The sequence below is a fragment of the Saccharothrix sp. AJ9571 genome (assembly GCF_021725495.1).
GTDB classification, from domain to species: Bacteria; Actinomycetota; Actinomycetes; order Mycobacteriales; family Pseudonocardiaceae; genus Amycolatopsis; species Amycolatopsis magusensis.
This window is the reverse complement of record NZ_CP091382.1, coordinates 4,626,913-4,646,094: the sequence shown is the minus strand read 5'-3', so window position 1 is coordinate 4,646,094 and position 19,182 is coordinate 4,626,913. Positions and strand designations below refer to the sequence as shown.

20 protein-coding genes are annotated in these 19,182 nt (G+C 71.1%); 14 read left to right on the top strand and 6 right to left on the bottom strand.

The genetic code is table 11. The features are described 5' to 3' along the window. The first annotated feature begins 28 nt into the window (after positions 1-28). On the top strand, positions 29-1,090 hold the full coding sequence (cobT, locus tag L3Q67_RS21385; RefSeq protein ID WP_499191147.1) for a nicotinate-nucleotide--dimethylbenzimidazole phosphoribosyltransferase: 1,062 nt from the start codon (positions 29-31) through the stop codon (positions 1,088-1,090). 63 nt (positions 1,091-1,153) lie between these two features. Here cobT and L3Q67_RS21380 read toward each other — a convergent pair whose 3' ends face one another. Next, complete coding sequence (locus L3Q67_RS21380; protein ID WP_499191146.1) at positions 1,154-2,257, bottom strand: branched-chain amino acid transaminase; 1,104 nt, start codon at positions 2,255-2,257, stop codon at positions 1,154-1,156. 72 nt (positions 2,258-2,329) lie between these two features. On the opposite strand from L3Q67_RS21380, the gene L3Q67_RS21375 reads away from it, so the two are divergent. Next, on the top strand, positions 2,330-2,635 hold the full coding sequence (locus tag L3Q67_RS21375) for a hypothetical protein (protein WP_499191145.1): 306 nt from the start codon (positions 2,330-2,332) through the stop codon (positions 2,633-2,635). A 10-nt stretch (positions 2,636-2,645) separates the two neighbouring features. Here the strand turns inward: L3Q67_RS21375 and L3Q67_RS21370 are convergent, their stop codons facing one another. Together L3Q67_RS21370 and L3Q67_RS21365 are read right to left on the bottom strand one after the other, a co-directional pair. Beyond that, entirely contained in the window at positions 2,646-3,251 is a 606-nt protein-coding gene (locus L3Q67_RS21370) for a ribonuclease FAU-1 family protein (protein WP_499191144.1), read from the bottom strand. Continuing rightward, complete coding sequence (locus L3Q67_RS21365; RefSeq protein WP_499191143.1) at positions 3,248-4,159, bottom strand: hypothetical protein; 912 nt, start codon at positions 4,157-4,159, stop codon at positions 3,248-3,250. Before L3Q67_RS21365 ends, L3Q67_RS21370 begins: the two co-directional genes overlap by 4 nt. Before the next feature lie 96 nt (positions 4,160-4,255). Here L3Q67_RS21365 and L3Q67_RS21360 point away from each other — a divergent pair, with 96 nt between their 5' ends. Both L3Q67_RS21360 and L3Q67_RS21355 read left to right on the top strand, forming a co-directional pair. Next, on the top strand, positions 4,256-5,758 hold the full coding sequence (locus tag L3Q67_RS21360; RefSeq protein WP_499191142.1) for a M17 family metallopeptidase: 1,503 nt from the start codon (positions 4,256-4,258) through the stop codon (positions 5,756-5,758). A gap of 4 nt (positions 5,759-5,762) precedes the next feature. Then, a complete protein-coding gene (locus L3Q67_RS21355; RefSeq protein WP_499191141.1) occupies positions 5,763-6,788 on the top strand; it encodes an SMI1/KNR4 family protein in 1,026 nt (341 codons plus the stop codon). 14 nt (positions 6,789-6,802) lie between these two features. Here the strand turns inward: L3Q67_RS21355 and L3Q67_RS21350 are convergent, their stop codons facing one another. Then, positions 6,803-7,159 (bottom strand): oxidoreductase, encoded by a 357-nt coding sequence (locus tag L3Q67_RS21350; RefSeq protein ID WP_423582884.1) that lies wholly within the window; start codon positions 7,157-7,159, stop codon positions 6,803-6,805. Between the two features lie 182 nt (positions 7,160-7,341). On the opposite strand from L3Q67_RS21350, the gene lpdA reads away from it, so the two are divergent. The 7 genes from lpdA (at position 7,342) to lipB (ending at position 14,958) form a co-directional block, all read left to right on the top strand. After that, positions 7,342-8,715, top strand: coding sequence for a dihydrolipoyl dehydrogenase (lpdA, locus tag L3Q67_RS21345; RefSeq protein WP_499191140.1), 1,374 nt, complete (start codon positions 7,342-7,344; stop codon positions 8,713-8,715). A 60-nt stretch (positions 8,716-8,775) separates the two neighbouring features. After that, positions 8,776-10,599, top strand: a complete 1,824-nt coding sequence (gene sucB, locus L3Q67_RS21340) for a 2-oxo acid dehydrogenase subunit E2 (protein ID WP_499191139.1) — start codon at positions 8,776-8,778, stop codon at positions 10,597-10,599. Positions 10,600-11,097: 498 nt separating this feature from the next. Then, positions 11,098-12,153: a serine hydrolase gene (locus L3Q67_RS21335; RefSeq protein WP_499191138.1), complete on the top strand. Its 1,056-nt coding sequence runs from the start codon at positions 11,098-11,100 to the stop codon at positions 12,151-12,153. A 16-nt stretch (positions 12,154-12,169) separates the two neighbouring features. Next, positions 12,170-12,637, top strand: coding sequence for an ArsR/SmtB family transcription factor (locus tag L3Q67_RS21330; protein WP_499191137.1), 468 nt, complete (start codon positions 12,170-12,172; stop codon positions 12,635-12,637). 38 nt (positions 12,638-12,675) lie between these two features. Next, positions 12,676-13,557, top strand: coding sequence for an epimerase (locus L3Q67_RS21325; RefSeq protein ID WP_499191136.1), 882 nt, complete (start codon positions 12,676-12,678; stop codon positions 13,555-13,557). Continuing rightward, positions 13,554-14,207 carry a phosphatase PAP2 family protein gene (locus L3Q67_RS21320; RefSeq protein WP_499191135.1) on the top strand — a complete coding sequence of 218 codons (654 nt, stop codon included), beginning with the start codon at positions 13,554-13,556 and terminating at the stop codon, positions 14,205-14,207. The genes L3Q67_RS21325 and L3Q67_RS21320 overlap by 4 nt, the downstream gene beginning before the upstream one ends. 1 nt (position 14,208) lies before the next feature. Then, positions 14,209-14,958: a lipoate-protein ligase B gene (gene lipB / locus L3Q67_RS21315; RefSeq protein ID WP_499191134.1), complete on the top strand. Its 750-nt coding sequence runs from the start codon at positions 14,209-14,211 to the stop codon at positions 14,956-14,958. On the opposite strand, the gene L3Q67_RS21310 is transcribed toward lipB, so the two are convergent. Together L3Q67_RS21310 and L3Q67_RS21305 are read right to left on the bottom strand one after the other, a co-directional pair. After that, on the bottom strand, positions 14,959-15,894 hold the full coding sequence (locus L3Q67_RS21310; RefSeq protein WP_499191133.1) for an LLM class F420-dependent oxidoreductase: 936 nt from the start codon (positions 15,892-15,894) through the stop codon (positions 14,959-14,961). Between the two features lie 11 nt (positions 15,895-15,905). Further along, a complete protein-coding gene (locus tag L3Q67_RS21305) occupies positions 15,906-16,508 on the bottom strand; it encodes a TetR/AcrR family transcriptional regulator (RefSeq protein ID WP_499191132.1) in 603 nt (200 codons plus the stop codon). Between the two features lie 144 nt (positions 16,509-16,652). Between L3Q67_RS21305 and L3Q67_RS21300 the strand changes: the two genes are divergently transcribed. Genes L3Q67_RS21300 through lipA form a run of 3 tightly spaced genes read left to right on the top strand, consistent with a single transcriptional unit; the run spans position 16,653 to position 19,134 of the window. Beyond that, complete coding sequence (locus tag L3Q67_RS21300; RefSeq protein ID WP_499191131.1) at positions 16,653-17,129, top strand: hypothetical protein; 477 nt, start codon at positions 16,653-16,655, stop codon at positions 17,127-17,129. A 10-nt stretch (positions 17,130-17,139) separates the two neighbouring features. Further along, complete coding sequence (locus L3Q67_RS21295) at positions 17,140-18,096, top strand: SDR family NAD(P)-dependent oxidoreductase (RefSeq protein ID WP_499191130.1); 957 nt, start codon at positions 17,140-17,142, stop codon at positions 18,094-18,096. Positions 18,097-18,132: 36 nt separating this feature from the next. Then, positions 18,133-19,134, top strand: coding sequence for a lipoyl synthase (lipA, locus tag L3Q67_RS21290; protein ID WP_499191129.1), 1,002 nt, complete (start codon positions 18,133-18,135; stop codon positions 19,132-19,134). The last annotated feature ends 48 nt before the right edge of the window (positions 19,135-19,182 follow it).

The window sequence follows — 19,182 nt, the reverse complement described above, 5'->3', positions numbered from 1 at the left end:
GAAAGCATAGGGGCGGTAGCGTGGGCGCGTGCTCACCCACGAGGCTGCCGACTTCCCCGAACTCCCCCTTCCGGATGAAATCGCCCGCGCGGAAGCGCAGCGGCTGACCGGAACGCTGATCACGCCGAACGGCTCGCTCGGACGGCTCGAAGAACTGGGCGCCTGGATCGCCGCCTGCCAGGGCCAGGCCCCGCCGCGGCCGTTCACCCGGCCGCGGGTGGTGGTCTTCGCCGGTGACCACGGCATCGCCGCGAACGGCGTCTCGGCCTATCCGGCCGAAGTGACCGGTCAGCTCGTCGGCGCGACGCTCACCGGCGGCGCCCCGCTCAACGTCTTGGCCACGGTCGCCGGAGCCACCGTGCGCGTGGTGGACCTGGCGGTGGACCGCGAGGGCTCCGCGACGCCGGAGGCCGCCGATCTGAAGGTGCGCCGCGGTTCGGGCTCGATCGCGACCGAAGACGCGCTGTCCGAAGAGGAAGTGCACGCCGCGATCCAGGCGGGCCGCACGATCGCGGACGCCGAAGTGGACAGTGGGGCCGATCTGCTCGTCGCCGGGGAGATCGGTGTCGCCAGCAGCACACCGGCCTCCGTGCTGGTGGCGGCGCTGACCGGGGCCGAGCCGGTCGCGGTGGTGGGCCGGGGTTCCGGGATCGACGACAACGCGTGGATGCGCAAGGCCGTCGCCATCCGCGATGGCCTGCGCCGGGCGCGCGCGGTCCTCGCGGACCCGGTCGCGTTGCTGCGCACCACCGCGGGCGCGGACATCGCCGCGATCACCGGTTTCCTCGCGCAGGCCGCCGTCCGCCGGACCCCGGTGCTGTTGGACGGACTCGTCGTCGGCGCGGCCGCACTGGTCGCGGAGGAACTGGCGCCGGGCGCCCGGAACTGGTGGGTGGCCGCGCACCGGTCGAGCGAACCGGCGCACGCGCTGGTGCTGGAGCACCTGGACCTGGACCCGATCCTGGACCTGCACCTGCGCGTCGGCGGGGGCAGCGGCGGCGTCACCGCACTGCCGCTGCTCACCATGGCGGCCCGGGTGCTCGCGGAAACCAGCACCTACGAACAGTCCGGCGTCACCCCGCCGAAGTGACACGAATGTGGCTTTGGGGGCCGATTACGCCCCCAAAGCCACATTCGTGACATCGAAGAGCCTCTACTTGAGCGGCTGCATCCACCCGTGCGGGTCCGGGCGCTGCCCCTCCTGGATACCGGTCAGCTGCTCCCGCAGCTTCATCGTCAGCGCGCCCGGCTCACCGGAACCCATGACGAACTCGCCGCCGTCGTACTTGACGCGGCCGACCGGGGTGATCACGGCGGCCGTGCCGCAGGCGAAGACCTCGGTCAGCTCGCCGGAGGTGGCGGCCTCTTCCCATTCCGCGGTGGAGATGCGGCGCTCTTCGACCTCGAGCCCGTTGTCCGCGGCCAGCCGCAGCAGCGAAGCCCGCGTCACACCCGGGAGCAGCGCGCCCGAAAGCTCCGGCGTCACCACCCGCGCGTCCGCACCGGAGCCGAAGACGAAGAACAGGTTCATCCCGCCCATTTCCTCGACCCACCGGTGCTCCACCGCGTCCAGCCAGACGACCTGGTCGCAACCCTGCTCCACGGCCTGCGCCTGCGCCAGGAAGGAGGCCGCGTAGTTGCCGGCGCACTTGGCGAACCCGGTCCCGCCCGGCGCCGCGCGCACGTATTCGGTGGACAGCCACACGCTCACCGGCTTCACGCCACCGGCGAAGTAGGACCCGGCGGGCGAGGCGATCACGCTGAAGAGGTACTCGCTCGCCGGCGCGTTCACGCCGAGCCCGACCGACGTGGAGATCATGAACGGGCGCAGGTAAAGCGATTCGCCCGCCTTCGTCGGCACCCAGCGCTCGTCCACCGCCACCAGCTCGCGCAGGGACTCCAGGAACAGCTCATCCGGCAGCTCCGGCATCGCCATGCGCACCGCGGAGCGGCGGAACCTGGCGGCGTTCGCGTCCGGCCGGAAGGACGCGATCGAGCCACCTGGCTGGCGGTAGGCCTTGAGCCCCTCGAAGATCGCCTGGCCGTAGTGCAGCACCGAAGTGGCCGGGTCCAGGCTGATCGGGCGGTACGGGCCGACTTCCCCGTCGTGCCAGCCCTTCTGCGAGTCGTAGCGGAGGGTGACCATGTGGTCGGTGAAGTACGTCCCGAAGCCCGGCTTGGCCAATACCTCGGCGACCCGCTGGGAGCTGGCCGCGTCCGGGTTCGGGGTATGGGTGAAGGGCATCGTGGTCGTCATGCGAAGACGATAACTCTTAGTTGGACGTCAGAGTATTCCGCGCCTGGCACCCGACCCCGCTAGGCTGGAACCGTGACCTACCAACCCGCTCAGCCCGCCGAGGGCAACAGTGTGTCCGCCGGCGGGGCCTCGGACGTGAAGACCTTCGTCGCCGCCGCGCTGCTCCCGTTCTCCGCCGGTCTGCTGGTGCTCGTCGGCGCGCTGCTGATCGGGGTGTTCGGCGGCCTCCTCGGCGTGGTCGCCGCGATCTTCGGGGCCGTCTGGTGGCGCAACCTCAACGGCAAGAAGATGTTCCCGCGCGACATCGCCAAGGGGCCGATGATCGGGCTCTCGGTGGCGTCGGTGCTGCTGGTGCTGCTCGTCGTGCTGATGGTCTGACCTCGGCCGGTCACAGCTCCGGCCGCGGCCACGCGGGGTCCGGCTCGAAGGCGGTCCACGTGCCGTCGAACGGGTAGCTGCCCGCCTCGATCAGCCGGATCACCCGCTCGCCCTCGGCACGCAGCCGGTCGAGTTGCGCCGCGGTGAGCCGTCCGACGGCCACCGCGGCCTCCGCCTCGTCCTCGTCCTTCCACACCCAGGTGCGGTCCGGGGCCACGGCGAGGTCGAGGACGCCGTCGATCCGGTCGACGCCGTCGCCCGTGCGCCCCAGCGGGATCTCCAGGTTCACGTACCAGCCGGTGAACCGCAGTTCCTCGTCGAAGAACCACCACACCGAAGACCATTCGCCGTCCACCACCCGCCGCACGTTCGACGTGCCGTGCCAGGTCGACCGATAGCGCTCGCGCGGCAGCCGGAACCGCTCGGCCAGCGGCGCTTCCCGCATCGACCTGCCGTCGGCCAGCCGGGTGCCGAGGATCGCTGTGCCCGCGGGCAGCCAGCCCACCAGTTCGGTGCCGTCGTCGGCGAGCACCCGCAGCGGGTGCACCTGCCCGGTGCTGCCGTCCGGGCGGTGGAAGCGGTACCGCACCGTCGATCCAGGCGCAAAACCCATCATGGCCACACCGTACCGAGCATGATCAGCAGGATCCCGGAGCTCAGCACCACCACCGTGCCGCGGGCGGTGGACCGGCCGAGCACCCCGGCGGCGAACAGCTCGATCAGCGTCAGCACGGCGGCGATCCGCAGCGCCTGGAACGGATCGAGCACCGTGGCCAGCACCGCGGCGAGGAGCCCGCCCCCGAGCACGGGCCAGCGCCCGGCCTCCTCCTGCGCCGAAGCGAGCGAGCCGAGACTCGCCGAAACGGTGGCCAGCGCGGCCACCACGGCGAGCATGGTCCCCAGTGCGGGTGCGTCGGCGGCGGCGAGCAGGTCACGCAAGGAGGTCGCCGACAGCCCCAGCCGGAACGGCCCGAGCTGGTACAACGCGGCCGCCGAGAGTGCGAGGAGCGCGGCCACCGGCGCGGCGGGCCACCAGCGCCGGCGCTGGTCGGTCTTGTAGGTCTTGAGCAGCGGCACCACCACGACCGCGGCGAGCAGCACGCCGCCCACCCCCGGCTGCCGCCCGGGCTGGGCCTGCTCGACCGGCGGGATGGCCAGGCACAGCGCGACCAGCGCGAGCCCGGCGGCCAGCAGCGTGCCGGTGATCCAGCGGGCGGTGGACTCCGAGGGCCGCAGGCCGAGCGCCTGCGCGAGCACCAGCACCGCGACCACCACCCCGGCCGACCACGAGGGCGCGCCCGGGATGACGTAGGCGGCGAAGGCCGAGCCGAACAGCGGCAGCAGGCCGATGCGCCCGGCCGCCCGGGTGCCCGCGGCCAGCCGCCCGCCCGCGTGCGGGAGACCGGCGGCCAGCCAGGCGAGCAGTCCGGCGAGCGCGATCCCGGCGGGCAGCCACCACCCGGCCGCCGCGGCGGCCGCGGCGAGCACGACCAGGGAACCGGCCCCGACGAGCACCTCGGCCACCTACCTCTCGCACCGACCCGAGTTGTCATTAGCATGGCTCACGATCAGTCCGGGCCACCCGCCCGGTACCGCCGACGCGAACGCACGAGGACGACGATGACCTTGCCGAAGCTTGCCCTGTCCGAGAACACCGAGGCCGCGCTGGGGAAGACCCGCGCCGAGGTGATCGTCGTCGGCACCGTGCAAGGTGAGGACGGGCCCATCCTCGCCCCCGGTGCCGAAGCCGTCGACGCCGCCTTCGACGGCAAGCTCGCCAAGGTGCTGTCCACCCTCGGTGCCGCGGGCAAGGCCGAAGAGGTCGTCAAGCTGCCCACGCTGGGCCGCACCGGCGCCGACGTGGTGCTGGCCGTCGGCCTGGGCAAGGCCGGCGCCGACGGCATCACCCCGGAGCAGGTCCGCCGCGCCTCCGGGGCCGCCGCCCGCGCGCTCCACGGCACCGGCCGCGCCTTCACCACCCTGTCCGCTGTGGACCTCCAGGCCACCGTCGAAGGCACCGTGCTCGGCGCGTACAGCTTCACCGAGTACAAGTCCGAGCCCGGCGACGGCCCGCTGTCCACTGTGGACATCGCGAGCCCGGCGGAGGGCAACGCCCGCGAGCACCGCGCCACGCTCAAGGCGGCCACCGCGATCGCCGAGGCGGTCACCATCGCCCGCGACCTGATCAACACCCCGCCGAACGACCTGTTCCCGGCCTCCTTCGCCGACCGCGCGAAGAAGCTGGCCGACGCGAACAAGCTGGAGATCGAGGTCCTCGACGAGAAGGCCCTCAAGCGCAAGGGCTTCGGCGGCATCCTGGGCGTCGGCGGCGGCTCCTCGCGGCAGCCGCGCCTGCTGCGCGTGGCCTACACGCCCGCCAAGGCGAAGAAGAAGATCGCGCTGGTCGGCAAGGGCATCACCTTCGACTCGGGCGGCATCTCGATCAAGCCCGCGGCGAACATGGACCACATGACCTCCGACATGTCCGGCGCGGCAGGCGTGCTCGCGTCGGTGGTGCTGGCGGCGAAGCTGAAGTACCCGCTCGAGGTCGTCGCGCACATCCCGCTCGCGGAGAACCTGCCGTCGGGCACCTCCTACCGGCCCGGCGACGTGCTGACCATGTACGGCGGCAAGACCGTCGAGGTGCTCAACACCGACGCCGAGGGCCGCCTGGTGCTGGCCGACGCGATCGTGCGGGCGGGCGAGGAGAACCCGGACTACCTGATCGAGACCTCCACGCTGACCGGCGCGCAGGTGGTCGCGCTGGGCAACCGGACCGCCGGGATCATGGGCTCGGACGAGTTCCGCGACCGCGTGGCCGAGATCGCCAGGGCCACCGGCGAGGGCGGCTGGGCCATGCCGCTGCCCGAGGAGCTGCGCGCCGACCTCGACTCGCGCCTGGCCGACCTGGCCAACATCACCGGCCACCGCTGGGGCGGCATGCTCGCCGCGGGCATCTTCCTGCGTGAGTTCGTCGCCGACGACCTGCCCTGGGCGCACATCGACATCGCGGGCCCGTCGTTCAACACCGGCGGCCCGTGGGGCTACACCGCCAAGGGCGGCACCGGCGTCCCGGTGCGCACCATCGCCGCGGTGCTGGCGGACATCGCCGACCGCGGCTGAGCGGTTGCACGAGCAGCTCGAACCGGCCGTGAGCGCGGTGCTCACGGCCGGTGGGCCGCAGGCCGACCGGGCCGTCGGGGACACCGCGCTGCTGCTGGCCGGCAGCGGGTTCCCCGGCGAGGCCGACCGGCTGGTGCGCACCTGGCTCTCGGCCACCGGACGACCGGTGGCCGCGCTGGTGACCACGCCGGTGCACGCCCGCGCGTGGGCGATGCTGTTCGAAGCGCTCGGGGAACGACCGAAGTGGGCCGGCGCGCTGCTGCCGCTCGACCTCGATGCCGAAGAAGCCGCGCACCGCGCCCATCTGAGCCGCCCGGTTCCTTCCCTGCCGACCGGCCTGCTCGGCGATTCGACCGCCGGGCGCATCGTCTCCGGTCTCGCCGAGCACCTGGAAAAGGGCGCGGAAGACCCCACGAAGACGGCCCTGCTGCGGGCCGAAGACCTCGCGCGCGACGGCGATCCGGAGGCCGCGCGGGAAGCCTTGGCCGATTGGGCCGCACTGCGCCCGTCGATGCCCGCGGCGCTGGCGTGCCGCCACCTCGCGCCCTTGCTGGTCGCCGGAGCCGACCCGCTCGGCCTCGGGGAAGAGCACGCGACCGCGCTGACCGCCGAACTGATCGCCGCGCTGCGCACGCGGCACGCGCCGGACTCCGCCTCGCTGGACTGGCCCGCGCTGGTCGGCCGGATCCTGGAACTGCGCGAACAGACCGGCCGGGCTCCGGCGTCCACAAGGGACACAGCGGCCGCGGAAGCCCGGCTGGGCCGGGAACTACCGCCCGACTACCGGGAATTCCTGCACACCAGTGACGGACTGCCCGCGGACGTGACCTTCCCGCGCCTGCTCGCCGCGGCCGAACTGACCGCGCACGGCGGTGTGGTGCCGATCAGCGAACCCGGTGAAAGCATGATCCTGCTCTCACCGGCGTCGTCGGGCTGGGTCGTCGTGCAGACCGATCCCGTGCTCGGCACCAGCACCTTCCGCACCTTCCGGGAACTGCTGGAAGAACACCTGCGGTTGCTGGAAACCTAGGCGCTGTCCGACACCTAGGAGGGGCGTCGCTTCTGCCGCTCGGTGTACTCGCGCATGCGTTTGGGGTAACCCACCTTCGACACCTCGTAGACCGGGATCGAGCGCTTCTTCCCGAACTGCTGCGCCGCGTCCAGGCTGCCGATGCGACGGCGCGTCCACTCACCGTCGTGCGCGATCAGCACGACCGTGGTCTCGGTGACCGTGGTCCGGGGTTCCACATAGGCCTCCACCCCCTGCCTGCTGCCCGACCACTCGTCCAGGTGCCGCGTGTCGTCCGGGGTGGACTTGCGCAGCGTTCCCGGCTTGCCGGCACCCTTCCCGCCGCCCTTGCCACGCCTGCGCAGCGAGTCGAAAAGACCCACACCGACCACCCTCTCTCGAAGCCGCTGACCCATCCATTATCGCCCTGGTGCAGCGGGTGTGTCGGCACACACCCGGCTAGGTCGCAAGCGTGCCGGACGAGGTGACAAGATGAGGTGTGTTCCGCGCGCGCGAGTAACTCGCGCGCGGGCGGACGAGCACCATCGCCGAGCTCTTGCTAGGAGTTATCAACGTGACCGACACCTCCGCTGACCTGGTGATCCTTGGTGGCGGATCGGGCGGGTACGCCGCGGCATTCCGCGCGGCCGAGCTCGGCCTTTCCGTCATCCTGATCGAGAAGGACAAGCTGGGTGGGACCTGCCTGCACCGCGGGTGCATCCCGACCAAAGCCCTGCTGCACGCGGCGGAGGTCGCCGACTCGGCCCGCGAGAGCGAGCAGTTCGGCGTGAAGGCCACCCTGGAGGGCATCGACATCGCCGGGGTGAACAAGTACAAGGATTCGATCGTCTCGCGGCTCTACAAGGGGCTGCAGGGCCTGGCCAAGGCCCACAAGGTCACCCTGGTCGAGGGCAGCGGCACCTTCGTCGGCGGCACCAGCGTCGAGGTCGAGGGCACCCGGTACACCGGCAAGAACGTCATCCTGGCCACCGGCTCCTACTCGAAGACGCTGCCCGGGCTGGAGCTCGGCGGGCGCGTCATCGCCAGCGAGCAGGCGCTGTCGCTGGACTACATCCCGAAGAAGGCCGTGGTGCTCGGCGGCGGCGTGATCGGGGTGGAGTTCGCCAGCGTGTGGGCCTCCTTCGGCACCGACGTGACCATCGTCGAAGCGCTGCCGCGGCTGGTCCCGAACGAGGACGAGTTCGCCTCCAAGCAGCTCGAGCGCGCCTTCCGCCGTCGCAAGATCACCTTCAAGACCGGCGTGAAGTTCACCGGCGCGAAGCAGGACGACGACGGCGTGAGCGTGTCGCTGGAGTCCGGCGAGACCATCGAGGCCGACCTGATGCTGGTCGCGGTCGGCCGCGGGCCCAACTCGGCCGGGCACGGCTACGAGGAGGCGGGCGTCACCATGGAGCGCGGCTTCGTGCTCACCGACGACCGCCTGCGCACCAACCTGCCGAACGTCTACGCGGTCGGGGACATCGTGCCGGGCCTGCAGCTCGCGCACCGCGGTTTCCAGCAGGGCATCTTCGTGGCCGAGGAGATCGCCGGGCTGGACCCGCGCCCGGCGGACGAGGCAGGCATCCCGCGGGTGACCTACTCGCACCCCGAGGTCGCCTCGGTCGGCCTCACCGAAGCGCAGGCCAAGGAGCGCTACGGTGCAGACGTGGTCACCTTCACCTACGACCTCGGCGGCAACGGCAAGAGCCAGATCCTCAAGACCTCCGGTGCGGTCAAGCTGATCAAGGCGCCGGACGGGCCGGTCATCGGCCTGCACCTGGTCGGGGACCGCGTCGGCGAGCTGATCGGCGAGGCGCAGCTGATCTACAACTGGGAGGCATTCCCGGAGGACATCGCCCCGCTCATCCACGCCCACCCCACCCAGTCCGAGGCCCTCGGCGAAGCACACCTAGCCCTGGCCGGCAAGCCACTGCACGTGCACAGCTGACGACCGCAAGTCAACCCAAAGACCGCACCAGAACCATTTCATCAAGGGAGTCAGCAGAAAATGGCCTACTCCGTCACATTGCCGGAGCTCGGGGAGAGCGTCACGGAGGGCACCGTCACCCGGTGGCTCAAGCAGGAGGGTGACCGGGTCGAGGTCGACGAGCCGTTGCTCGAGATCTCCACCGACAAGGTGGACACCGAGGTGCCCTCCCCCGTGGCGGGCACCGTGCAGCGCATCGTGGCCGCCGAGGACGAGACCGTCGAGGTCGGCGGCGAGCTCGCGGTGATCGACGACGGTTCCGGCGGCGGCGAGTCCGCCCCGGCCGAGCAGTCGGCCCCCGCCCAGGAGCAGGCGCCCGCGCAGGAGTCCCAGCCCGAGCCCGAGCCCGAACCGGAGCCGGAGCCGGAGCCGGAGCCCCAGCAGTCGTCTTCGTCGTCTTCGTCGTCTGGCGGCGGTTCCGCTCAGGGCACCCCGGTGACGCTGCCGGAACTCGGCGAAAGCGTCACCGAGGGCACCGTCACCCGCTGGCTCAAGCAGGTCGGCGACACCGTCGAGGTGGACGAGCCGCTGCTCGAGATCTCCACCGACAAGGTGGACACCGAGGTGCCGTCGCCGGTGGCGGGCACCGTGCTGGAGATCAGCGTCGGTGAGGACGAGACCGTCGAGGTCGGCGGGCAGCTGGCCGTGGTCGGCGACGCGGGTTCCGCGCCGCAGGCGCAGCAGTCCCAGCCGGAATCCCGGCCGGAGCCGAAGGAAGAGCCGAAGCCGGAACCCAAGCCCGAGCCGAAGCCCGAACCCCGGCAGGAAGCGCCGAAGCAGCAGGAGGCTCCCCGCCAGGAAGCCCCCAAGCACCAGGCACCCGAGCAGCAGGCTTCAGCCCCGGCGCCGAGCAAGCCCGCGGCCGACGCGAACGGCGCCTCCTCGCCGTACGTCACGCCGCTGGTGCGCAAGCTGGCCTCGGAGAACGGCATCGACCTCGCCTCGCTGACCGGCAGCGGTGTCGGTGGCCGCATCCGCAAGCAGGACGTGCTCGCCGCGGTCGAGGAGAAGCAGAAGCAGCAGGCCGCTCCGGCGCCCGCCGCCCAGCAGGAAGCCCCGTCCGCTCCGGCCCCCGCGGCCGCCGCTCCGGCTCCGGCCGCCGGTGGTCAGGACAAGTCGGCGCTGCGCGGCACCGTGCAGAAGGCCAACCGGATCCGGCAGATCACCGCGCTGAAGACCAGGGAATCGCTGCAGGTCTCGGCGCAGCTGACCCAGGTGCACGAGGTCGACGTCACCAAGATCGCCCGGCTGCGCCAGCGCGCGAAGGCGGCGTTCAAGGAGCGCGAGGGCATCAACCTCACGTTCCTGCCGTTCTTCGCCAAGGCCACGGTCGAGGCGCTCAAGCAGCACCCGAACGTGAACGCGTCGTACAACGAGGAGACCAAGGAGATCACCTACCACGGTGCGGTCCACCTCGGCATCGCCGTGGACACCGAAAAGGGTCTGCTGTCGGTGGTCATCCACGACGCCGGTGAGCTGAACCTGGCCGGGCTCGCGCACAAGATCGCCGACCTGGCGGCCCGCGCGCGGACGAACAAGATCAAGCCCGACGAGCTGACCGGTGGCACCTTCACGGTGACCAACATCGGCAGCAACGGCGCGCTGTTCGACACGCCGATCATCGTGCAGCCGCAGTCCGGCATGCTCGGGACCGGCGCGGTGGTGAAGCGCCCGGTGGTGATCAGCGACTCGGACGGCAACGACACCATCGCCGTGCGGTCGATGGCGTTCCTGCCGCTGACCTACGACCACCGCCTCATCGACGGCGCCGACGCCGGCCGCTTCGTCACGACGATCAAGCAGCGCCTCGAAGAAGGCAACTTCGAGGACGAACTGGGCCTGTAACCCCTCGCCCGACACGGGGCACCACCCACCCGGGTGGTGCCCCGTTCTGCTACCCACCCCCGAACCCCACACTCACGCACCCGAACCCCACGTTCAGACACCCGAACCCCACACTCACGCATCCCAACCCCACACTCAGGCCGCCGAACTCCACGTTCGCGTAGCCGAACCCCACACTCGGGCCGCCGAATTCCACGCTCCGGCAGCCGACCCCACGTTCGCGTCTCCCGAATCCGCGCGGGGACCGCCGCCGCCACGGCTCAGCCGCTGGGCGCGAAGGTCTTCCGGAGGCGGGATCCGACTACGCGAATGTGGAGTTCAGCTGCCGAGTGTGGAACTCGGATGCCTGAGCGCAGGACTCGGATGCCTGAACGTGCAACTCGGGTGCGCGAACGTGGGGTTCGGATGCCTGAGTGTGGGGTTCGGGTGCACCGGCGTCGGGTTGACAGGGGGCGGCTGTCTAATATTCTAGAATTACGGAATTCTAGAGGAGGTGCCATGCTGAACCGGCGCAAGTTGCTGCTGGGGGTGACCGCGGCGGGCTCGGTCGCGTTGTTGCCGCCACTGCGGGCCCAGGCCCAGTCCCCGGCGGCCGAGTGGCTCGACTGGATGGCCGCGAACCGCGCCGGCGTGGGCGCGATGGTCGACGACGGTGCAGGTCGCGTGCTCGCCCATCGAGCAGCGGAACCGATGGTGCTGGCCTCAACGGTGAAGATCGTGCACCTGACCGCATACGCGCAGGCGGTGGAAGAGGGCAGGCTCGATCCCGCCGAGCAGATCCGCGTCGGCGACTGGGACATCCGGCACCCGTACGTCAGCGACGGCGGCGCGCACCGCGCCGCGCTGACCGCGCTGGGCATCCCCTGCGACGAGTTCGGCATCGCCCACGACCCCGAGCGGCTGGTCACGCTGGACCAGATCGCCACCGCGATGATCCTCTTCAGCGACAACGCCGCCCCGGACTACCTGCGCCACCGGCTCGGGCAGCGCGCGCTCGTCAAGGCGGCGAACTGGTCCCGCCCGGACTTCCGGTCGATGCAGGGCGAAACACTGCAGTTGATCATGCCCGAACTGTGCGGCCCCAACCCCGCCGCGCGCCGCGCGATCGGTGACATGCTCGCCGCCAAGTTCATCCGCAGCGCGGAATTCCGCCGCCACGCGGCGAACCGCATCCCGGCCATGCCCAGCACCAGCGCCGCGCAGTGGCCGTGGACCAGCGGCCACATGCGGGGCACCGCCGCCGAACTCGCCGGGTTGCACCGCGCGGTGGCGGCCACCGGCGGACTCGCCCGCGACCACCTGGAGCGCCCGCTCGCGTCACTCGTACCCGAGGGCGCGACGGCCGTCGGTTTCAAGGGCGGCAGCTTCCCCAGGACCATCACCATGGGCATGAGCGTGCGCTGGAAGGACGGCCGCATCGGCTCGCTCGCCCTCCTGCTGACCGGCATCAGCGACGAACAACAGGCCGAATTCGGGGGTTTCCTCACCGCCGGCCTGGACGCGCTGAGCACCCCTGCCGGCTTCGACGGGCTGGCGCGAGCGCTGGGCGCCTGACCGGCATGCTGGTGCCATGAGCGCCGAGTTGAGCGAACGGGTCGCGGAGCTGGAACGGCGGGTCGCCGCGCTGGAAGGCCACCACACGCCTGCCGAAGAAGTCCCGGACGACGGCGGGGTGATCACCTACGCCGGTCAGCTCACCCGTCCAGGGGAGCTGGAGTGGCAGGTCGCCCTGCCCTCGTCCCGTGTGCTGGCGCTGGCGGACCAGCCTCGGATCGAGGTGCTTTCGGCGCTGGCCCACCCGGCGCGGGTGGCGATCGTGCGGCGGCTCGCCGAGCACGGCTCACAACCCGGTGCGGCACTGCAGGAAGCCGCCGAACTCGGCTCGGCCGGGCAGTTCTACCACCACCTCAAGGCACTGACCGGCGCCGGCGTCGTCGAGCAGGACAAACGCGGTAGCTACCGGCTCAAACCGCGGGCGGCGATCCCGGCGCTCGTACTGCTCGCGGCCGCCGCCGACATCGCGGGCCAGTTGCGGTAGCCCAGCCGGTTCCACCGGGTGGTGGCAGGATCGACGGCATGCGAGTACTCATCGCCGGATCCAGTGGCCTGATCGGCAACGCGCTCACCGCCCGCCTGCGGGCCGGGGGCCACGAGGTCGTCCGGCTCGTCCGCCGCGAGACCCGCAAGCCGGACGAGTTCAGCTGGGACCCGCCTGCCGGGCGGGTCGCCGACGGCGCTTTCGACGGCACCGACGCGGTGGTCAACCTGTGTGGCGCGCCGCTGCTCCCCCAGCGCTGGAGCGCGGCGCGCAAGCAGGTCATCGTCGACAGCCGGGTCGAACCGACCGAGGTGCTCGCGGAAGCGGTCGCCGAACACGGGATTCCGGTGCTGGTCAACGCTTCCGCCGTCGGTTACTACGGCAACGCCGGTTCGGCGCTGCTGGAGGAGTCGGCCCCGAACGGCGACGGTTTCCTCGCGAACCTTTGCGACGCCTGGGAAAACGCCACCACGGCGGCAGGTGACGCGCGCGTGGTCCGCGTGCGCACGGGCTTGGTGCTCTCCGGCGACGGCGGCCTGCTCGGCCCGTTGAAGCCGCTGTTCTCCTTGGCACTGGGCGGAAAACTCGGCGACGGCACGCAGTACATGCCGTGGATCGCCGAGGAGGACCAGATTTCCGCGCTGGTGTTCGCGGTGACCAGCGACCGCCTGTCCGGCCCGGTCAACGTCTGCGGTCCACTGCCGGTGACCAACGCCGAATTCACCCGCGAGTTCGGCCGCGTGCTCAACCGCCCGGCGCCGTGGTGGGTGCCCGCCCCGGCGATGAAGCTGGCGATCGGCCAGGCCGCCGAGGAAATGGCGCTGGCGAGCCAGCGGGCCGTGCCGCGGGCGCTGGAGGACGCCGGGTTCGAATTCCAGTACAAGACGGTCGGTGACGCACTCGCCGCGGCTGTGCGATGACCGCCGGGCTGGCCCGCGCGCTGCGCGTTCGCTGGAGTCTGTTCGGCGGGGTGCTGCTGCTCGCGTTCACCGTGCTGGGGCTGGCCGTGCGCGACCGGCCGTGGGGGCTGGACGTGGCGCTGCTCTGGGCGTTGCACGGCGAATGGCTGGACGCGCCGGGCCTGGTCGCCGGGGTGCTCAGCCACATCTTCGGCCCGGTGCTGCCGGTCGCGCTCGGGCTCGCGTTGTCAGTCGCCGCGGTTCGCGCGTACCGCGGCGGTGACCGGGCGAGGGCGAGCCTGCTCGTCCGGGTGGCGGTGGTGCTGGTGCTGTGCCGGTTGACCAGCTTCGTGTTCAAGCCGCTGTTCGAACGCGACCGCCCCCGCGAATACCCCGACCTGAGTTATCCGAGCGGGCACGTGGTTTCCGTGGCCAGCACCGGGTTCGCCGCGGTGCTGCTGTGCGCGTGGCTGGCGCCGCGACTGCTGCGCCGGGTGACCTTCCTGGCGCTCGCCGCGACCGCGGTGGCGGCGGCCTGCCGGGTGGTGCTTTCGGTCCACTGGTTCACCGACACGCTCGGCGCGGTGCTCGCCGTCGGTGGTGTGGGTCTGGTCTCAGCGGTGGCATTGCGCCTGCTCCCCGTCTTATCGAACCGGGGTCCGGCGGCGTAGCGTGGCGGGGGTGACCACCTCCTCCTGCCGTGACGCCCGCGAAGCCGTCGACGTACGCCTGCTCGGCACGATCGACTACCTCGAGGCGTGGGAACTGCAACGCACGACCGCGACGGCCCGCGCCGACGGCGAGGGGCCGGACACGCTGTTCCTGCTGGAGCACCCGTCGGTCTACACCGCGGGCAAGCGGACCGAACCGGGTGACCGGCCGGTCGACGACACCCCGGTGATCGACGTGGACCGCGGCGGGAAGATCACCTGGCACGGTCCGGGGCAGCTGGTCGGCTACCCGATCGTGAAGCTGGCCGACCCGATCGACGTGGTCCAGTACGTGCGGCGCCTGGAAGAGGGCCTGATCGCGGTGTGCGAAGGCTTCGGCGTGCACGCCGGCCGGGTCGAGGGCCGCAGCGGGGTGTGGATCCCGGCCGACGACCGCGGCCCCGAGCGCAAGATCGCCGCGATCGGCATCCGCGTGCAGCGCGGGGTGACCATGCACGGCTTCGAACTGAACTGCAACCCGGACCTGACCGCCTTCGACAAGATCGTGCCGTGCGGCATCCGCGACGCCGGGGTGACCTCGCTGTCGTTCGAGGTGGGCCACGAGGTGACCGTCACCGAGGCGCTGGCGCCCGCGCGCGACGCGGTGCTGGCGGCGCTGGAGGGCGGCCTCCCGGTCCGCGAGGACCGCTGGCTGCCGCGCCCGGCCGCCCCCAGCGCCGACGGTGTCACCTTCGTGCTGCAGAACTCCTGATCACGCGAGCTGGCGCGCCACTTCGGCGGCGATCAGCTCCAGGTGGTCCAGGTCGGACAGGTCGAGCACCTGCAGGTAGAGCCGGGTGATGCCGGTCTTCTCCACCCAGGCGCCGATCTTGTCCACGGCTTCGGCGGGCGTCCCGGCGATGCCGTTCTGCCGCACCTCGGCAGGCTCCCGCCCGATCGCCGCGGCACGGCGGGTGAACTCGGCTTCGTCGCGGCCGATCGCCACCACCTGCGCGGCCGAACGCACGATCTCCTTGCCGTCGCGGCCGATCTCGGCGGCGGCCGCCTCGACCCGCTGGAACTGCGCGAGCGCGGTGTCGGCGTCGGTGAACGGCAGGTTGAACTCGTCGGCGTAGCGCGCGGCGAGCTGCGGGGTCCGCTTCTTGCCGCCACCGCCGATGATCACCGGCGGCCGCGGGCGCTGGGCAGGCTTGGGCAGCCCGGGCGCCTCGGCGAGCTGGTAGTGCTCCCCGTCGAAGCTGAAGGTTCCCCCTTCCGGGGTCTCCCACAGGCCGGTGAGCACGGCGAGCTGCTCGCTGTAGATGTCGAAGCGTTCCTTGATCTCCGGCATCGGGATGCCGTACGCGGTGTGCTCGTCGTCGTACCAGCCGGACCCGAGGCCGAACTCGACCCGGCCGCCGGACATCTGGTCCACCTGCGCCACCGCGATCGCCAGCATCGACGGATGCCGGAAGGTGGCGGCGGTGACCAGCGTGCCGAGCCGGATGCGCTGGGTTTCGCGGGCGAGCGCGCCGAGGGTGACCCAGGCGTCGGTGGGCCCCGGCAGCCCGGTGGCCGAGCCCATCTTCAGGATGTGGTCGGAGCGGAAGAACGCGTCATAGCCCAGTTCTTCGGCGGCTTTCGCGACGCGCAACTGGTCGTCGTAGCTGGCGCCCTGCTGGGGTTCGGTGAAGATCCTTAGTTCCACGGGTACCGAATCTACGCGTGTTCCGGCGTGACCCTGATCCGGCTCAGCAGGGCGATCACCACGGCTTCGACCTCGGCGCTGACCTGCTGCGGGTCCGCCGAACCGGCGATCACCGTGGCCGCCGAGGACAGCGCGCCGAACAGCAGCCGCGAAGTGGTGTCCACCGGGACCTGCTCGAGTTCACCGGCGTCGACCAGTTCCTCGATGCTGTCGCGGACCAGGCCGAAGCTGAAGTGCTCCTCGGCCTCGCGCCAGCGTTCCCAGCCCATCACCACCGGCGCCTCGTGCACCACGAGCCGCTGGTACTCCGGTTCGAGGCAGCACTTGATGAAGGTGCGCAGGCACAGCACGGCTCGTTCCCACGGCGCCTCGGGTCCGCTGCGCACTTTCCGCAGGCGGCCGATCACTTCGTTCTCCACCGCGTCGAAGGCAGCCTCGAACAACGCCTGCTTCCCGCTGAAGTGGTGGTAGAGCGCGCCTTTCGTGACCCGGGCGCGGCGGGCCACCTCGTCGAGCGACGTACCGGCGTACCCGCGCTGGGTGAACAACTCCACCGCGCTGGTGACCAGTGCCGATCGGGTCGACTCCGAGTAGTCCAGCCGACGGGACCTCATGGAGACCACTTTGTCAGCACGGCCACAACCTTACGCCACCTCCGCCGGAACATACCCGTGGTACGGTACCGGCAGTCAGGACCGTACCGGGAGTATGCCGCAAACCCGCGGTATGTCCCCGCTCACGGCAAGGGGGCTCCGACCATGAGCTGGAAAGACCACTACCGCCGCCGCGACGCCATCGACGCCGTGCTGCGACGGGCGCACCGCGACCCGGCCGGACCGCTGCCGCGCACCGGGGTGTTCGCCTCGGACCGCGAGCTGGTGCTGGCCCTGCAGTACAAGTGGTCGCTGATCCTCGGCGGGCACCTGCGGGTCCAGCTGTGCGAGACCGACGGCGACGAGCTGGACGCGGTCACCCGCGCCTGGCGGGCCGCGAGCGCCGCACAGCCGACCCTGCGCGCGGTGCTCGACGCCCATCTCGACCGCTTCCCGGAAACCGCGCCGATGCGTGAGGCCGAGCTGCGGATGCTCGCCCAGGCAGCCGGGCTCTCCGAGGCGGGTGATTCCGCCGAGCAGGTGACGAAGGTCGGCTTGGCACTGGAAAGCCTGCTGCTCGGGGCGCCGTCGAAGGCACACACCGGCTGTCCCGTGCGGCGCCTGGTGCTGCCGAACGCCTAACCTGCTGGGCATGACTGGGACCAAGTGGACCGAGGCGGACATCCCGGCGCAGGACGGCCGCACGGTGGTGATCACCGGCGCCAACTCCGGCCTGGGCCTGCGCAGCGCGGTGGTGCTGGCGGAAAAGGGCGCGCGGGTGCTGCTCGCCTGCCGGTCGGCGGAACGCGGGCAGCGCGCGCTCGACGAGGTGGCCGAAGTCGCCACCGGCCCGGCGCCGGAGCTGGTCCGGCTGGACCTGGCGTCGCTGGATTCGGTGCGCGAGGCCGCCGCCGAGATCCGCAAATCCACCGGCGACTCGGTCGACGTCCTGCTGAACAACGCCGGCCTGATGGCGCCACCGCAGGGCCACACCATCGACGGTTTCGAGACGCAGTTCGGCACGAACCACCTCGGGCACGCCGCGCTGACCTGGCTGCTGATGCCCGCCCTGCGCGCGTCCGAAGGCGTCTCGCGCGTGGTCACGCTGTCGAGCGTGGTGGCGACCGGCGCCCGGATCAGCCTGAACGACCCGAACTTCGAGACGCGGCGGTACTTCCCGGCGATCGCTTACGGGCAGTCGAAACTGGCGAACCAGGTGTTCGCGCTGGAGCTGGACCGGCGGCTGCGGGCGGCGAAGGAACCGGTGCTCAGCGTGGCCGCGCACCCGGGATACACCCGGTCGGGCTTGGCGTCGGGCATGGCGGATTCGCAGCGCAACGCGGTGCTGCGGACGGTCGTCGGCGCGGGAGCCGCGCTCAGCGGGCAGTTGTTCGCGCAGAGCACGCGGATGGGCACGCTGCCGCAGCTCTACGCGGCCACCGCGCCCGAGGTCGAAGGCGGCGCGTACTACGGCCCGGACGGCTTCGCCGGGACGCGTGGCTTCCCCACCCGGGTGCGGCCGCTGGGGCCCGCGCGGAACGAGCCGCTCGGTGCAGGACTGTGGCAGCTCACCGGGGAAATGACCGGGATCACGCCGGACCCGGCTTGATCGGGTGCGGTCCGATCCGGGCGTACGCTGGTCTGCGTGAGTGCTGCCCCGGATGGTCGGAAGCTGCTGCGGCTCGAGGTTCGCAACAGTCAGACGCCGATCGAGAAGAAGCCGTCGTGGATCAAGACGCGGGCGCGGATGGGTCCGGAGTTCACCGAGTTGAAGGGCTTGGTGCGCCGGGAGGGTCTGCACACCGTCTGTGAAGAAGCGGGTTGTCCCAACATCTATGAGTGTTGGGAGGACCGTGAGGCGACGTTTTTGATCGGTGGGGATCAGTGCACGCGGCGGTGTGATTTCTGTCAGATCGACACGGGTCGCCCGGCGGAGCTGGACCGTACCGAGCCGCGCAAGGTGGCCGAGAGCGTGCAGGCGATGGGGTTGCGTTACTCCACGGTGACCGGTGTCGCTCGTGATGATCTGCCTGATGGTGGTGCGTGGTTGTATGCCGAGACCGTGCGTCAGATCCATGCGTTGAATCCGGGTACTGGGGTGGAGTTGCTGATCCCGGATTTCAACGCCGACCCTGATCAGCTGGCTGAGGTGTTCGGTTCGCGGCCGGAGGTGCTGGCGCACAATGTGGAGACGGTGCCGCGGATTTTCAAGCGGATCCGTCCGGGTTTCCGGTATGCGCGGTCGCTGGAGGTCATCACCGCTGCCCGTGAAGCAGGGCTGGTGACGAAGTCGAATCTGATCCTGGGCATGGGTGAAACCTTCGAGGAGGTCGCCCCCGCCATGCAGGACCTGGTGGACGCGGGGTGCGAGATCTTGACGATCACCCAGTACCTGCGCCCCTCCCCGCGACACCACCCGGTGGACCGGTGGGTGAAGCCGGAGGAGTTCGTGGAGCATTCGCAGGCCGCGGAGGCGATGGGTTTCGCCGGGGTGATGGCGGGTCCGCTGGTGCGTTCGTCGTATCGGGCCGGGCGGTTGTATGCGCAGACCAAGGCTCATCGTGGTGAGGAGCTGCCGGAGAACCTGGCGCACCTGACCTCGCAGGGCCCCGCGGCGCAGGAAGCCGCCAGCCTCCTGAGCCGCTAGTAGTACGCCCGCGTACCACCAAAGTGGGTGAAATCCCCTGACGAAAGG

Coding starts and splice junctions, on each gene's coding strand:
- L3Q67_RS21380 (WP_499191146.1), bottom strand. CDS start 2,257: ATGACGACCACGATGCCCTTCACCCATACCCCGAACCCGGACGCGGCC.
- L3Q67_RS21370 (WP_499191144.1), bottom strand. CDS start 3,251: ATGATGGGTTTTGCGCCTGGATCGACGGTGCGGTACCGCTTCCACCGC.
- L3Q67_RS21360 (WP_499191142.1), top strand. CDS start 4,256: ATGACCTTGCCGAAGCTTGCCCTGTCCGAGAACACCGAGGCCGCGCTG.
- sucB (WP_499191139.1), top strand. CDS start 8,776: ATGGCCTACTCCGTCACATTGCCGGAGCTCGGGGAGAGCGTCACGGAG.
- L3Q67_RS21335 (WP_499191138.1), top strand. CDS start 11,098: ATGCTGAACCGGCGCAAGTTGCTGCTGGGGGTGACCGCGGCGGGCTCG.
- L3Q67_RS21330 (WP_499191137.1), top strand. CDS start 12,170: ATGAGCGCCGAGTTGAGCGAACGGGTCGCGGAGCTGGAACGGCGGGTC.
- L3Q67_RS21325 (WP_499191136.1), top strand. CDS start 12,676: ATGCGAGTACTCATCGCCGGATCCAGTGGCCTGATCGGCAACGCGCTC.
- L3Q67_RS21320 (WP_499191135.1), top strand. CDS start 13,554: ATGACCGCCGGGCTGGCCCGCGCGCTGCGCGTTCGCTGGAGTCTGTTC.
- L3Q67_RS21305 (WP_499191132.1), bottom strand. CDS start 16,508: ATGAGGTCCCGTCGGCTGGACTACTCGGAGTCGACCCGATCGGCACTG.
- L3Q67_RS21300 (WP_499191131.1), top strand. CDS start 16,653: ATGAGCTGGAAAGACCACTACCGCCGCCGCGACGCCATCGACGCCGTG.
- L3Q67_RS21295 (WP_499191130.1), top strand. CDS start 17,140: ATGACTGGGACCAAGTGGACCGAGGCGGACATCCCGGCGCAGGACGGC.